This is a genomic window from Mesorhizobium sp. CA12, from assembly GCF_020165255.1.
Classification (GTDB): Bacteria; Pseudomonadota; Alphaproteobacteria; order Rhizobiales; family Rhizobiaceae; genus Mesorhizobium.
On record NZ_JAIUHT010000012.1, the window covers coordinates 89,836 to 102,287 of the forward strand.

Annotated in this window: 18 protein-coding genes; 9 read left to right on the forward strand and 9 right to left on the reverse strand. The window is 60.7% G+C overall.

Annotated elements, in window-relative coordinates; genetic code table 11:
• Positions 1-4 precede the first annotated feature (4 nt).
• From LB520_RS20080 to trbB, 3 genes are read right to left on the reverse strand one after another with little or no spacing between them, the layout of a single operon-like run.
• On the reverse strand, positions 5-286 hold the full coding sequence (locus LB520_RS20080; protein ID WP_019863699.1) for a VirB3 family type IV secretion system protein: 282 nt from the start codon (positions 284-286) through the stop codon (positions 5-7).
• Positions 286-618, reverse strand: a complete 333-nt coding sequence (locus tag LB520_RS20085; protein WP_140845533.1) for a TrbC/VirB2 family protein — start codon at positions 616-618, stop codon at positions 286-288. Before LB520_RS20085 ends, LB520_RS20080 begins: the two co-directional genes overlap by 1 nt.
• Positions 615-1,598, reverse strand: a complete 984-nt coding sequence (gene trbB, locus LB520_RS20090; RefSeq protein ID WP_224638717.1) for a P-type conjugative transfer ATPase TrbB — start codon at positions 1,596-1,598, stop codon at positions 615-617. Before trbB ends, LB520_RS20085 begins: the two co-directional genes overlap by 4 nt.
• A 420-nt stretch (positions 1,599-2,018) precedes the next feature.
• Here trbB and LB520_RS20095 point away from each other — a divergent pair, with 420 nt between their 5' ends.
• Genes LB520_RS20095 through LB520_RS20105 form a run of 3 tightly spaced genes read left to right on the forward strand, consistent with a single transcriptional unit; the run spans position 2,019 to position 4,103 of the window.
• On the forward strand, positions 2,019-2,678 hold the full coding sequence (locus LB520_RS20095) for an amino acid ABC transporter permease (protein ID WP_224532325.1): 660 nt from the start codon (positions 2,019-2,021) through the stop codon (positions 2,676-2,678).
• Positions 2,668-3,327 (forward strand): ectoine/hydroxyectoine ABC transporter permease subunit EhuD, encoded by a 660-nt coding sequence (gene ehuD, locus LB520_RS20100; RefSeq protein WP_224638719.1) that lies wholly within the window; start codon positions 2,668-2,670, stop codon positions 3,325-3,327. Before LB520_RS20095 ends, ehuD begins: the two co-directional genes overlap by 11 nt.
• Positions 3,327-4,103, forward strand: coding sequence for an amino acid ABC transporter ATP-binding protein (locus tag LB520_RS20105; RefSeq protein WP_224638721.1), 777 nt, complete (start codon positions 3,327-3,329; stop codon positions 4,101-4,103). Before ehuD ends, LB520_RS20105 begins: the two co-directional genes overlap by 1 nt.
• 86 nt (positions 4,104-4,189) lie before the next feature.
• On the opposite strand, the gene LB520_RS20110 is transcribed toward LB520_RS20105, so the two are convergent.
• Together LB520_RS20110 and LB520_RS20115 are read right to left on the reverse strand one after the other, a co-directional pair.
• A complete protein-coding gene (locus tag LB520_RS20110) occupies positions 4,190-5,005 on the reverse strand; it encodes a winged-helix domain-containing protein (protein ID WP_224638723.1) in 816 nt (271 codons plus the stop codon).
• Positions 5,006-5,378: 373 nt separating this feature from the next.
• Positions 5,379-6,314, reverse strand: a complete 936-nt coding sequence (locus LB520_RS20115) for a GGDEF domain-containing protein (protein WP_224638725.1) — start codon at positions 6,312-6,314, stop codon at positions 5,379-5,381.
• 250 nt (positions 6,315-6,564) lie between these two features.
• Here LB520_RS20115 and LB520_RS20120 point away from each other — a divergent pair, with 250 nt between their 5' ends.
• The 3 genes from LB520_RS20120 (at position 6,565) to LB520_RS20130 (ending at position 8,093) form a co-directional block, all read left to right on the forward strand.
• Positions 6,565-7,002, forward strand: coding sequence for a curlin (locus LB520_RS20120; protein ID WP_224532320.1), 438 nt, complete (start codon positions 6,565-6,567; stop codon positions 7,000-7,002).
• Positions 7,003-7,037: 35 nt separating this feature from the next.
• Positions 7,038-7,439: a curli-like amyloid fiber formation chaperone CsgH gene (gene csgH, locus LB520_RS20125; protein WP_224608001.1), complete on the forward strand. Its 402-nt coding sequence runs from the start codon at positions 7,038-7,040 to the stop codon at positions 7,437-7,439.
• A 237-nt stretch (positions 7,440-7,676) separates the two neighbouring features.
• Positions 7,677-8,093 (forward strand): curlin, encoded by a 417-nt coding sequence (locus tag LB520_RS20130; RefSeq protein WP_224608004.1) that lies wholly within the window; start codon positions 7,677-7,679, stop codon positions 8,091-8,093.
• A gap of 104 nt (positions 8,094-8,197) precedes the next feature.
• Here the strand turns inward: LB520_RS20130 and LB520_RS20135 are convergent, their stop codons facing one another.
• A complete protein-coding gene (locus LB520_RS20135; RefSeq protein WP_224638727.1) occupies positions 8,198-8,533 on the reverse strand; it encodes a hypothetical protein in 336 nt (111 codons plus the stop codon).
• Positions 8,534-8,782: 249 nt separating this feature from the next.
• On the opposite strand from LB520_RS20135, the gene LB520_RS20140 reads away from it, so the two are divergent.
• The 3 genes from LB520_RS20140 (at position 8,783) to LB520_RS20150 (ending at position 9,878) form a co-directional block, all read left to right on the forward strand.
• Positions 8,783-9,025: a type II toxin-antitoxin system Phd/YefM family antitoxin gene (locus LB520_RS20140; protein ID WP_224608009.1), complete on the forward strand. Its 243-nt coding sequence runs from the start codon at positions 8,783-8,785 to the stop codon at positions 9,023-9,025.
• Positions 9,025-9,450 (forward strand): type II toxin-antitoxin system VapC family toxin, encoded by a 426-nt coding sequence (locus LB520_RS20145; protein ID WP_224608012.1) that lies wholly within the window; start codon positions 9,025-9,027, stop codon positions 9,448-9,450. Before LB520_RS20140 ends, LB520_RS20145 begins: the two co-directional genes overlap by 1 nt.
• A gap of 110 nt (positions 9,451-9,560) precedes the next feature.
• Complete coding sequence (locus LB520_RS20150) at positions 9,561-9,878, forward strand: SDR family oxidoreductase (protein WP_224712369.1); 318 nt, start codon at positions 9,561-9,563, stop codon at positions 9,876-9,878.
• A 454-nt stretch (positions 9,879-10,332) separates the two neighbouring features.
• Here the strand turns inward: LB520_RS20150 and LB520_RS20155 are convergent, their stop codons facing one another.
• The 3 genes from LB520_RS20155 to LB520_RS29305 all read right to left on the reverse strand — a co-directional run bounded on the left by LB520_RS20155 (position 10,333) and on the right by LB520_RS29305 (position 12,414).
• Positions 10,333-10,947: an acyl-homoserine-lactone synthase gene (locus LB520_RS20155; RefSeq protein WP_224638741.1), complete on the reverse strand. Its 615-nt coding sequence runs from the start codon at positions 10,945-10,947 to the stop codon at positions 10,333-10,335.
• 67 nt (positions 10,948-11,014) lie between these two features.
• Positions 11,015-11,719 (reverse strand): LuxR family transcriptional regulator, encoded by a 705-nt coding sequence (locus LB520_RS20160; RefSeq protein WP_224638742.1) that lies wholly within the window; start codon positions 11,717-11,719, stop codon positions 11,015-11,017.
• A 191-nt stretch (positions 11,720-11,910) separates the two neighbouring features.
• Positions 11,911-12,414: a helix-turn-helix transcriptional regulator gene (locus LB520_RS29305; protein WP_318011969.1), complete on the reverse strand. Its 504-nt coding sequence runs from the start codon at positions 12,412-12,414 to the stop codon at positions 11,911-11,913.
• Positions 12,415-12,452: the final 38 nt, after the last annotated feature.

Sequence of the window (12,452 nt, forward strand, 5' to 3'; positions counted from 1 at the left end):
GCCCTCAAACCGACAGATGCCCGGGCAGCCGCAGGTGCCGGCGTCCGACTTCGAAAAAAAGCGGATCGCGCCTGGCAGCCCATACCGCCGTAAAATGTCCGATTGCCCATATGAGAAGACCGACCAGCCAGAGCCGCAGCCCAAGACCGACGGCGCCCGCCAGCGTGCCATTCAGGATCGCGATTGCACGCGGCGCGCCCCCGAGCAGTATCTGCTCGGTCAACGCCCGGTGCACGGGCACCGTCCACCCCGGCACTGCGTCGAGCTGTTCAAAAGCGGTTGTCATCAGATCAACGCTCCGCCGCCGAACGAGAAGAACGATAGGAAAAAGCTCGACGCAGCGAAGGCGATCGAAAGCCCGAAAACGATCTGGATCAGCCGCCTGAAGCCACCCGAACTGTCGCCGAAGGCCAGCGTCAGGCCGGTGACGATGATGATGATGACGGCGATGATCTTGGATACCGGTCCCTCGACCGACTGCAGGATCTTCTCGAGTGGCTGTTCCCACGGCATCGAGGAGCCCGACGCGAGGGCGACCGGCGCGACCATGAGGTTGAAGGCAATGGCGGCGCCGACCGCGGCCAGGCTGGCCTGGCAGCGCGAAAGCAGGCGGATCATGAAATGTCTCCTGTGTTGATCGGTGTGGCTTCAGCGATGCGATAGTCGCCATCGGGGCCAAGACCCTCGACCCTGACCAGTTCGACAAGCCGTCGCGCGGCGCCGCGTCCGGCGAGCACGGCGACGAGACCGATGGTGTCGGCGATCAGCGCACGCGGCACAGTGACGACGACCTCCTGGATCAGCTGTTCAAGTCGGCGCAGAGCGCCAATACCAGAGCCCGCATGAAGGGTGCCGATGCCACCGGGATGCCCGGTGCCCCATGCCTTCAAGAGGTCCAGCGCTTCGGCGCCGCGAACCTCGCCGATCGGAATGCGATCGGGCCGCAGGCGCAGCGAGGAACGAACCAGGTCCGAAAGCGTGGCTACGCCATCCTTGGTGCGCATCGCGACGAGGTTGGGGGCGGCACATTGCAGTTCGCGGGTGTCCTCGATGATGACGACCCGGTCCGTCCCTTTCGCCACTTCGGCAAGCAGCGCGTTGGTCAAAGTCGTCTTGCCCGTCGACGTGCCGCCGGCAACAAGGATGTTTGCCCGGCCAGCAACCGCGGCGCGCAACACAGCGGCGTGGCCACAAGTCATGATGCCCGCCGCGACATAGTCATCGAGCGTGAACACGGCGACCGCGGGCTTGCGGATCGCGAAGGCCGGGGCGGCGACCACGGGCGGCAGCAGGCCCTCGAAACGCTCGCCGGTTTGCGGCAACTCGGCCGAGACGCGCGGGGAACGGGAATGGACCTCGGCGCCGACATGATGGGCGACCAGGCGCACGATCCGCTCGCCAGCGGCAGGCGCGAGCATCTCCCCCGTATCGGCAAGGCCCTCCGTGAGCCGATCCACCCAGATGCGGCCATCCGGATTCAGCATGACCTCGACGATCGCGGGATCGTCCAGGAACCGGGCGATGGCGGGCCCGAGCGCGGTGCGCAGCATACGCGAGCTGCGCGAACGTGCTTCGGTGTCGTTGTGCAAGATAGCCATCCTGTCCCCGTTTGGGTGCGGGAACTCATCGAGCAGTTCCCGGTCGGGATGAGCAAAAGAGGCCTGAAGCAGCCCGATTCAACAGCTTTCGACCGCCGTCGTAGCGCAGCGAGCAAAAACCGGCGAACGGCGGCGCAGAGCTCAGGAAGTTTTATGCCGGCGTATCGCGGCGTTCCAACATCGGCAGAATGTGAACTGACGCAATGATACGTACATGTTTATTGACACACGACTCTCACCGGGATTATGAAATCTCCTGGCAGGGGCGGCGATCGCCCTTTCCACGGCGCGGAGGATTGTCATGCGGTTTGGTCCGGAAGGCTCGGTTTCGCGGCGCCAGACAGCCGCTTCCAAATATGCTCGAAGCGCTCCGAGAGTCGCTACGCCGCGCCCCTTGATGGCAAGGGGCGGCGAAGCTTCATGAGCATGCTCGACATCTGGCTTGGGATCCTGCAAGGGCTGCGTATAACGGCAGCGGTCACCGCCTATGGCTTGCTCTTCGCGGTGCCCTTCGCGCTTGTTTTCGGTGTCGCTCAGTTTGTGACGACCGGCTTGACGCGCTTCCTGGTCACGGCAGTAATTGAATTCTGGCGCAGTTCGGCGGTCGTCGTCCTGCTCTTCGTCTTCTACTACGTTCTGCCGGTCATGGGGGTCACCCTGTCGGCGATGACCGTCAGTGCGTTGGTGCTCGGCCTCAATAGCGGCGGCTACGCCAGCCAAGCGGTGCGGGCCGGGCTCCAATCTCTTCCTGCCGGCCAACGCGAGGCTGGAATGGCGCTCGGCCTCTCGCGCCCGGCGATCCTGCTTCTGATCGAGCTGCCCCAGGCGTTGGTCGCCATGAGTCCCACATTCGTCAACAACCTTATTCAGCTCGTCAAGGCGACTTCCCTTGTCTCGTTGGTCACTTTGACGGACATGACCTTCCGCGCCAAGGAAATCTCGCAGACCGAATACGACCCGGTCGCGATATATTCGGCGTTGCTGCTAGCCTTCTTCGTCGTCTGTTATCCGATCGCGCTCGCCGGCCGCTGGCTCGAGGCGCGGGTCAATCCCGAAAGAGGAGCGCCTCGTGGGATTTAACCTCGACTTCGCGCTCTCGACCATCCCGATCATAATCGGTGCGATCGGGACTACCTTGCTCGCAACGGTCTTGAGTTGCCTCGGTGCGTCGGCGCTTGGCTTCACTTTCGAAATGATCCGGCGCGGGGGCGGCGCGCCCGGCCTCGCCGTGCGCTTCCTGATCGACTTCATCCGCTCGACGCCGGTCTTGGCCTGGCTTTATTTCCTGTATTTCGTCCTGCCCTTCTACGGGATCAGGCTTGGCGCCATGACGGTGGGCGTATTGGGGCTAAGCCTGTACTACAGCGGTTATCTGGCGGAGGTGTTCAAGGCGGGCATCGACGCTATTCCGAGGGGCCAGCAGGAAGCAGCCAGAGCCCTGTCGCTCACCCGCCGCGACACGGTCATCTTCGTCATCGCACCCCAGATGCTGCGCAACATCGCCGCGCCCCTGGGCAACTACCTGGTTTCGATCCTTAAGGCGACGCCTTATCTCGCGATCCTGGCGGTGCCGGAAATGCTCGGGCGCGCCTTCGATATCGCTTCCGAGACCTATCGCTACGCGGAGCCGCTGACCGTCGCCGGCGTTCTGTTTCTCGCCCTGGCGCTGATCGTTTCTTATGGGGTGAAGCGCATGGAGAAGCTCCTGCTTGCGAGCGGGCTCCGCTGATGCTCGACCGACGCGCGCCTGCGACCTCGACGCTTCAATCCTCCCCGCTCGTGCGGATCGACGGTCTCAACAAGTGGTTCGGTGCCCTGCACGTTTTGAAAGACATCGACCTGACCTTACGGCCGGGTGCGCGCGTCGTCGTCTGCGGACCCTCCGGGTCCGGCAAGTCGACATTGATACGCTGCATCAACGGTCTTGAGCGTTTCCAAAAGGGGACGATAGAGTTTGAAGGCGGAAGTCTGGGAAAAAGCGATCGCGATGCCGCGATGGCGCGCCGCCTGACAGGCATGGTGTTCCAAAGCTTCAATCTCTTCCCTCACCTCACCGTGCTTGCCAACTGCACGCTGGCGCTGCGCCGGGTCCTCTTGAAGTCGGCGCATGAGGCCGAAGAGATCGCCATGCGGCATCTGACGGCGGTGCACATCCCCGAAAAGGCGCGCGCCTATCCGGCCCAGCTGTCGGGCGGCCAACAGCAGCGAGCGGCGATCGCGCGCGCTCTGTGCCTAGATCCCCGTATCATGCTGTTCGATGAACCCACCTCCGCGCTCGACCCGGAAATGATCAAGGAAGTGCTCGACGTCATGATCGCGCTCGCGAAAACCGGCGTGACCATGGTCTGCGTGACGCACGAAATGGGATTTGCCCGCGAAGTCGCGGATGAGATCGTTTTCATGGACGAAGGCCGCATCGTCGAGCACGCGTCTTCCAGTGATTTCTTCTCTAGCGCCGCTCATCCGCGCGCCAAGCTGTTCCTGGATACCATCCTAAGCCATTGAGAGCCGATGCCTGCGAACGTGGCGCACGCAACCGCGGCGCGATCAGCAACATGACAATCGCATCGGTGCCGGAACCGCCGCGCGGACTACCAGTCCGGCGCGAAGGCGTAACCAGCAGAGCGAACGGTCCGGATCACATCGCTTCCCACAGATGCCCGAAGCCTTTTGCGCAACCTGGCAATATGAACGTCAACACCGCGTATATCGGTTGCGGCGGCGTGTTCAGGCCATGCAGTCGCGACCAGTTCTTCCCGGCTGAACACCTTGCCAGGTTGCGCCAGAAGGCTGCGCAAAAGCTTGAACTCAATCGGTGGCATCACGATTTCTTTTTGCTTGAAGAATGTCCGGTGGGTCTGTCGCTCCAACCGGAAATCGCCCTGCACCAGATCGCCTGTCTTGGTTTCGCGCGAACGCTTCGCAACACGCGCCTTGCCATGCAGCCAACTCAGAAGCTGTTCGGGCGCAAACGGCCGCGAAAATATCTCATCGACGCCAGCCTTGATAAGGTCCAGGTGCAGCTTGCCGGAACGAGGCGCGACCAAGCCTGCAAGGGGCGTCCCTTTTGTCGCTTCGGCCGACTTCAGCGCCAGGCATTGCTTGACGATTGCGCGGTCGCCCGGATGACAGTCCAGGACGATGGCAAGCGGCGCAGCGGCCTTGATGGCGCGCGCAATCTCCGTGTCTGCCGTGATCAGCCGGGTTTCGAAGCCGGCTGCTGAAAGGATGTGCCCGAAAACCAGAAAGAAATCCGGGTCCTTCGAAGAAATCAGGACCAGCGGCGTCATGAGTCCATCAACCGAATGCGGTGCATCATGGGCGCCATGCCGATTCCATGCCCTTGGTTTTCCAACATTTTGTTTAGCCAACCCGAATTCACGCCAGAGTACGATCCTTTTCGTCACGTTTCGATCTCAGTGCACACGGAGCGCACACGAAAATGGCAACCTACACAAAGCTCTCGTCCGGTTCCTGGCGCGTGCAAATCCGTCGCGAAGGTCGCTCCACGCCAGCGAGACTTTCCTGCGCCGTGACTACGCACGCCGCTGGGCGACCGGGACCGAGCGCCAAGTGGATCGTGGAGAGACGCAGACCAAGTCACGTATAGCGCGCCTGAAAACTTCCGGCGAACTATCGACGTCCATATCGACGACATATGCGACGTAGGCAAGTCCCCTCGCCGCTCCAAGGCCGCGGCCCTCTCTGAAGAAGGACCGGTCTTTCGTGTCGAGCGAGATCAAGTGGCGGAGCTACGCAAACGCTGATGGCGACCGCCGATTATTCGAGTCGCATTTTGGGGAGCGCGATGTCCCGCAACCTGGCCACCTCATGGGTGAAGGAAACACAGTTCCGTCCACGTTGTTTCGCCTCAAAAAGGCAGCGACCGGCAACACGAAGGATATCCTCAGCATCAGCAGCGCGAGGTATTTCCGCTCCGCCGATACTGACAGTCACCCTTACGCCATCCTGTCGCCCTTTGACCCAGGGACCTCCCTCGACATGCCGGCGGATGTTCTCCGCTATGGTGATCGCCTGCTCTTTGCGCACATCACTTAGCAGGACCCCGAACTCTTCCCCGCCAAGCCGGCCAATCGAGTCCCCTGGGCGCGTCGTATAGACAAGCGCCTTGGCGATCCGCACCAATGTCTCGTCGCCTTTGGAATGTCCGTGCTTGTCATTGATCAAGGAGAAATGATCCGGATCGATCAGAAGAAGCGTGTCGCATTCCCCTTCATCACGCTTTCTGTTCATCCTTGCGATGAATTCACCGCGGCTAAGGAGTCCCGTCATGGGATCATGGCTTGTCACGAAGGTGAACCTGTCGTGCGCCTCTTTCAGGTCTGCGTACGACTTCTCCAGCTTGTCACATGTGTCCTGGATCGTTTCGGACTGGGCAAAGATATAGGCACCGACAGGCATTCCGATCAGAATGGGGATGACGGTGCATTCCACCCAACTCAACCAATCGATCGGCATCTGCAAGGCAATTCTGGCTGTGAACGACAGACCGAAAGTCGCGACGACTGCAATTATCGTCACGACGATCGATTTGCCCAGAATACGCTTGGTGCGCGGCGTCATACCGTCTTTATAACCGCTGGCGCTGAACGCGACGTTATCGGTTCGACTAAGATTATTCGGACCTCGCGAGCGCAGATCCGGCACGGGCAACGGGATTTTCAGTTTCGTCCTGCAATTGCCGATCGGGGACATTCGATGCGCGGGCCCTAAGGTGGCGCCCTGCAGAAGAGAACCTCTGATACTCCGTGCCTTCCGGTTTTGTGACATGTTCCTCTCGCAGCCATGGCCTCTTTCGAAGGGAGGCGCGCTGCCAACTCCGAAGCAGAAACGTAGCGATCATGAATTTTCACTGAATGGAGCCTTCAGCCACCGTTCCGGGCCATCCTCTTACAAAGAGACCGTTCAACCCGCGGTACCCTACCGCACCCAAGGAGAAGCACCCATGACCCGCACATCAGTCGTCGCTGCAGCCTTTGCCGCCTTGGTCGGCCTCACAACCATCGCGCCCGCCAAGGCCAACGATGTGAATATCGAACAATACGGCTGGCGCAATTCCGCCGGCGGCGGCCAGCACGGCTCCCGTAACCGCATCCATGTCTACCAGGATGGCCGCTTCAACACCGCGATCGGCCAGCAATATGGTCATCGCAACCGGTCGGTGATCGGACAGCAAGGCGTCAACAATTACGGCGCGACGTACCAGTATGGCAACCGCAATGCCGCGGGGATTGCCCAGTTCGGTTCGAACCACACCGCAATTATGACGCAGGACGGCAACGGCAACATCGCAGCCGGTGTCCAGGTCGGCCACGGGTGCAATGCCGATGTCAGCCAGGGCGGCAGCGGCAATGTCGCCGCCTTCGTCCAGGACTGCCCCTGAACCATGGACGGCCCGCAATCGCTAGGAGATCATTCATGACCAGACTGGAAAAGCGAGCAGCAGCGGTGTCGGCCGCGCTCGTGGCTGTCATGGTCGCCGCCGCGACCGCCGCGACGGCCGACAAGGACGGCTCGAGTCACGAGCCGCTGCGATGCGAGATCCGGGACACAGTGCAAGGCGACGCTATCCTGCTGGAGCCCGTGGTTTATGCCGACAGGAAAATCACCGGCACTTACACGGTCAGCGTCTCCGGGGGCGGAACGTCCGGCTCCGCCAAAATCAGCCAGGGCGGCGCCTTCGAGGCCGGTCCCGGCAATCCGGCGTCAGTGGGCCGGATGAGCGTGGGAGCCAATGGCGCTGCCTACGACGTTAAGCTGAAGGTGACTGCAGGCGGGGCCAGCGTCAACTGCCTCAAACAGGTGTCCGGCGCGAACTGAGCGCCGTCTGTCTTCGATAATCGAAAGAAGGGCTCCGGGCGACCGGAGCCCTTTCTTCTTACACGATGGGTTTTTTCCTTCCGGAGTGATGCAACAAAACAATTTGGGCTTTGACGGTGCGCCGAAGCTCACGCCGCTCCATGTCTTGAACCGCGGCTGAACGAAACCTTCCGTCACGGTTCAGCTTCGCTGTGCGACTGTGGCTCATCAGATGATGAAACCACAAAGAGAGGCATCATGAACCGCCAGGTCACAAAACTTATAGCAGCCATCGCGCTCGCGACAGCCGTCGGTCTGCCCCTTGTCTCCGCTCCGGCGAGGGCGGGCGGCGCGATCGGGTTCTATTACTCGCCTCCGACGGCCCGCGATGCGCGGGCGCTGGATTTCGGTCTGCGCGCCTATTCGGCCTACAAAGGGCTGCGCAGCGGCGCCCACATACGGCAGCGCGGCTGGAACAACCGTGCCGGCATAGATCAGGACGGGGCCCGCAATCTTGGCATAGTTCGACAGGAGGGCAGCGGACACTCGGCCACCCTGCGGCAGGACGGCAACGACAGTTCCTACGGTATCTTCCAGTTTGGCCGAAACACCGAAGCAAACGTCGTGCAGGCCGGCGACAGGCAGAGCGGCGCGGCTCTCCTGTTCGGGTGGTAGGAACGAAACTGCGCGGTTGCGGATGCGTGACAACTGTCCGCCACGCATCCGCCGCCGTCGATCTGGGGCCGCAGGCGCAAACGGACCACCGGCATCAGACTGCCTCAATCGTCCGAGTCGTCCCAGTCATCTTCATCCTGCGGCGGGTAGTTTGGTACGACGCGGATAATTGGCCGCGGATGTTCATAACGCCACTGATACTCGTCTGACGGCTGCGACTCATAGGTGCGGTAGATTTGCCGGTAATGGTGCTTAGGCTTCCAATACTTCTGCTTCCTGTGCGGCCGCACGCAGTAGCCGTCTTCCGTGAGATAGGCGCATGTCACATGCGCCTCTTGCACCAGCCTATTTATATCTGGCGCCGCGATCATCTGCGCCGCCTGGACCGAAGGCATCATTGGCAGCATGCCGCCGGCAAGAGCAAGAACAGGCAATTTCATCGACCTCTCCATCGTCTCAGAGTTAAGGCCGGAAAACCCGCTGATTGGGGCAATTTGGGGCGGCAGTGATCACTTTGATTTTCGGCTGAACATATGAGCGTTGAAGTTGACCCAGCTGTGAGCTTTCAGGGGGTTGTCCATTGGACCAGACCGAGCCCTCAGGTCCGGATTGCACTACCCGATTTCTCTCCCACTAGATTTCTTTGATCCAGTACGCTATATGACCATCTACATGGTCAGGAGCATGACATGCACGCTATCAATCTGGCGGACGCCAAGGCACATCTGAGCGAACTCGTTGACCGAGTTGAGGCTGGTGATTCGATCGACATTACTCGACGCGGCAAGCCAGTCGCCCGCCTCACAGCGGCGGCCAGGCCACGCATGCGGATCGATGCCGCCCTGCTCCGATCCTTGACGGCAAGCATGCCGCCGGAGGCTCAAAGTGCCGCCGATCTGGTGCGGTCGATGCGCGATGGCGATCGCTACTGATGCTCTATCTCGACACGTCGCTGATCGTGGCGGCGCTCTCCAACGAAGCGATGACCCCACGCGCCCAAATATGGCTCGCTCAGCAGGATCCTGCTCAGCTTCTGATCAGCGACTGGACGATCACCGAGATGTCCTCTGCCATGGCGGTCAAGCTACGGACCGGGCAGATCAACCTGGAGCAGCGTGCCGCAGCGCTGGCAATGTTCAACAAGCTGGTCGCCGAGAGCTTCACCGTGCTTTCGGTCACAAGCGGGCAGTTTCGAGCGGCGGCGAAGTTCGTCGATCAGCATACGCTGGGGCTTCGTGCCGGTGATGCATTGCATCTCGCGACGGCGTCGGAGCATGGAACGACGGTGTACACCCTTGACCAACGGCTTGCCACAGCCGGGCCAGTGCTCGGTGTGCCGACACAACTGCTGGCATGATCATGCCCCTCCTGGCCCATTGACCTTGCCTGGGGCGCCGATGGGCGGTGCGCCAGATGGTGGCGATCCGCAAGGGCGGCGCGATCGTCAACGTCTCCAGCTAGGCGGCGCTGGTTGCGCTCGAGGGGCACATTTCCTGCGGCTCGTCCAGGGCAGCGCTCGAAAACATCACCCGCTGCTCGGCGCTGGAGTTGGGCAAATACAACATCCTCGTCAACAGCGTGAACCCGACCGTGGTGATGACGCCGATCTCGTCCGGCCACTGGAGCCAGCCGCATGTCGCTGAGCCATTCTTGAAGCAGATGCCGCTCGGGCGCTGGGCGACCGAGGATGAGGTCGCCGGCCCGATCGTGTTCCTGCTCAGCGACGCAGCCTCGATGATCACCGGGGTCCACCTGCCCATCGACGGCGGATGCACTTGCCGGTGAAATAGATGCCGCGGCTCAGATCTTCACCATCGCTCTAATTAATGATCACCTGCGGAGGCCCTCAGCGGAGTTTTTGCTTCCGTTGCTCAAGGCTGTCGCTGCAGGCCGAGACAGGTTCAACATGGCGACTTGAAACGACGCTGGACTCTCGTTCGATGCTACAAGGAAAGGCCCGAACAGCCAGGGTTTTCTGATGCCCCTGCGCTTCATCTGAGATGACAGCCCGATGTTCAATGCTGCAGCGAGTGCATTGCTCACATTGTGAGATCCGCCCAACTCGAAAGCTCAAGCCTCGACGCAGGAGCAGGTCAGGAACCGAGCTTCCTAGTGCAGTCTAGGAGCGCTGAGATATGTGTCTATGGTTCCTATGCATCGTAGCGCTGACTACCGCGCAAATGGGCGCGATGACAATATCCTCTGGCGAGCGAACCTTCAGCTGCCGGTGGCAATCAGCCTAGATTTTATCCGCAAGTATGACGCCGCTGATGCCATAAGCGCGGCGCGTCTGCTCAATAGCCTCAGGCGTGACATCGATCAGCAGCGCGATAATGTCGCCATCCGGATGCTCGAGAGCGTTGCCGAGTTCGAAAAGCGTCCAGCCAAGCGCACGCAGGCGTTTCGGCCAGAATGTTTCGCACACCACGCTGATCTGTCGAATCCCCAGACTTTGCGCCGTCTCAAGAAGGCCGCACAGAACAAAGCCGGCGATCGGCGACGACGCTCCGTGCGTGCGAAGCGATGGGACGACAAAAAAACGCGTCCATTCGAAAATTTCAGCCGCTCTCGGAGGCGTGCCGCCGGCGAGAACTGGGAAGACCTCGCTCATCAGATGCGGCTCCAGCGTCGGTACAAGACGGGAGCCGCCGACGATCTTGCCGTTGGTGTCGAGCGCCAGAACATAAAGCGCATGCTCGTTGTCGAATGCGTCGATCTCGATGTTGATGGGCCGGGCGACGGCGCGCCATCGTCTATGCTTGACGTAAATGTCGTACCGGATACGAAAATAGCGCTCCAGCACTTTTCTATACCGCTTCCTGTTTTCCCAGGTGACCAGATGAATACGGACCATGACGCCTCCAAAAGTGGAGGTCGTAGGAAAACACGCTTCATGCCCGTATGATGGTATTCAGGTATTGCTAAATCTGGATTTCCTGTCGCCGCAGAGCTTTGACGATGGCATGCGAGACGTTGGCTGCATCGAGCTTGCCTCGAATGTTGCGCTGATGGCTCTCAACCGTGTTCCTTGTGACGCCCAGGATGCAGGCGATGTCTTCGTTCGACTTGCCTTCGGCGCTCCACTCCAGGAGTTCGCGCTCGCGCGGCGTCAAGGGCGCGGCCTCAACGGACTGGCCGGATTCTTCCAGCCCTGACAGGCGTCGGAACGTATGCACGCAAAGCGTCTCGATGAACGGCACGACGCTCGGCGCTATTTCAATCCGATCGCCCGCTGCCGTGACGACGCCTGGGCCCGCCAGCGGCACGTGGACGGGAACACAGAGGCCTTGGCCCATTCCGAAATCCGCCGCTTCGTCCATCACCAGCTTTGCGCGCGCAACAAGCTTTGCCGGCGGCAGTTCCTCCCACAGGAACGGCTTCGGCGAATGCCGGCACTGCGCGACGCAGGGATCATGCGAAAAGTAATCCTCTGACATGTAGCGAAGATACCATTCGGGCGGCCAACCATCGACCAGGATCTCTCGCTTCCAGTCGGTGTCGTGCGGCACCGGCAGGCCGGTGATCAGAAAATAACGCAGGCCATAACGCTCGATGGCAGAGCGGAACTCTTGGAGGACACCATCCACCGAGCACGCGGCATCGATCCTTGAGATCGCTGCAAACAACCCGACAAGACTATCGATCTCCATCGGCAGACCTCGACAAGAGTCAGGCCCCGTCCCGGCCAGAAACTTACGGTCACAGATGCGATATATTCAATGGGACTTGCGCCGAATGTACACTTCAGGAGTCAATTAGCTGGCACAAAGATACAGAGCCTGAAAGCCGTATCAATGCTGGCTGAACAGACCGCGCTTCATTCCGCTGACTTTGGGGTCGTCTGCTTTGTCCCGCGGACTGCTCGCCGATTCGATGGAACGGCCGCGATCAACTCTTGCGGCTCCACATCCAAAGCCTTCGCCAGGATCTCGACTGTATCCAGCGTGGCGTTTCGCCGACCGGCCTCGACGCTGCTGATATAGGCTCGCGTGCGGCCCGAAACGAAAGACAACTGCTCCTGAGACAGTTTTCTTTCTCTCCGTAGCCGCTGCACGTTCAAACCAAAAACGCCGCGAAGCTTCATCAAACAACGGATGCTACGACGCGCACTATGGTGCGACACACTATAGTGCACATTCCGCATTGACAGCGGTGCTGTTGGCTGTTTGAAACAACCAGCGAATTCATCGTTTCCTGACACAGGAATAGCCATGCCGAGCCGGCCGTTTCGCGACCTCGCGCACAACAGTTCCGTGCATTCCTCAGGCGACATTAGCCGACCCGGAAGGGAAGAAAGCCGGGTTCTGGAATTCGTCTGCATCCGATGCGGTGCCGCCTACCCCGCCGATATCACCATCG

Excerpts from the sequence above, each read along its gene's own strand:
- LB520_RS20080 (WP_019863699.1), bottom strand. The coding sequence starts at position 286 with ATGACAACCGCTTTTGAACAGCTCGACGCAGTGCCGGGGTGGACGGTG.
- LB520_RS20085 (WP_140845533.1), bottom strand. The coding sequence starts at position 618 with ATGATCCGCCTGCTTTCGCGCTGCCAGGCCAGCCTGGCCGCGGTCGGC.
- trbB (WP_224638717.1), bottom strand. The coding sequence starts at position 1,598 with ATGGCTATCTTGCACAACGACACCGAAGCACGTTCGCGCAGCTCGCGT.
- LB520_RS20095 (WP_224532325.1), top strand. The coding sequence starts at position 2,019 with ATGAGCATGCTCGACATCTGGCTTGGGATCCTGCAAGGGCTGCGTATA.
- LB520_RS20105 (WP_224638721.1), top strand. The coding sequence starts at position 3,327 with ATGCTCGACCGACGCGCGCCTGCGACCTCGACGCTTCAATCCTCCCCG.
- LB520_RS20115 (WP_224638725.1), bottom strand. The coding sequence starts at position 6,314 with ATGTCCCCGATCGGCAATTGCAGGACGAAACTGAAAATCCCGTTGCCC.
- LB520_RS20120 (WP_224532320.1), top strand. The coding sequence starts at position 6,565 with ATGACCCGCACATCAGTCGTCGCTGCAGCCTTTGCCGCCTTGGTCGGC.
- csgH (WP_224608001.1), top strand. The coding sequence starts at position 7,038 with ATGACCAGACTGGAAAAGCGAGCAGCAGCGGTGTCGGCCGCGCTCGTG.
- LB520_RS20130 (WP_224608004.1), top strand. The coding sequence starts at position 7,677 with ATGAACCGCCAGGTCACAAAACTTATAGCAGCCATCGCGCTCGCGACA.
- LB520_RS20135 (WP_224638727.1), bottom strand. The coding sequence starts at position 8,533 with ATGAAATTGCCTGTTCTTGCTCTTGCCGGCGGCATGCTGCCAATGATG.
- LB520_RS20140 (WP_224608009.1), top strand. The coding sequence starts at position 8,783 with ATGCACGCTATCAATCTGGCGGACGCCAAGGCACATCTGAGCGAACTC.
- LB520_RS20145 (WP_224608012.1), top strand. The coding sequence starts at position 9,025 with ATGCTCTATCTCGACACGTCGCTGATCGTGGCGGCGCTCTCCAACGAA.
- LB520_RS20155 (WP_224638741.1), bottom strand. The coding sequence starts at position 10,947 with ATGGTCCGTATTCATCTGGTCACCTGGGAAAACAGGAAGCGGTATAGA.
- LB520_RS29305 (WP_318011969.1), bottom strand. The coding sequence starts at position 12,414 with ATGCAGACGAATTCCAGAACCCGGCTTTCTTCCCTTCCGGGTCGGCTA.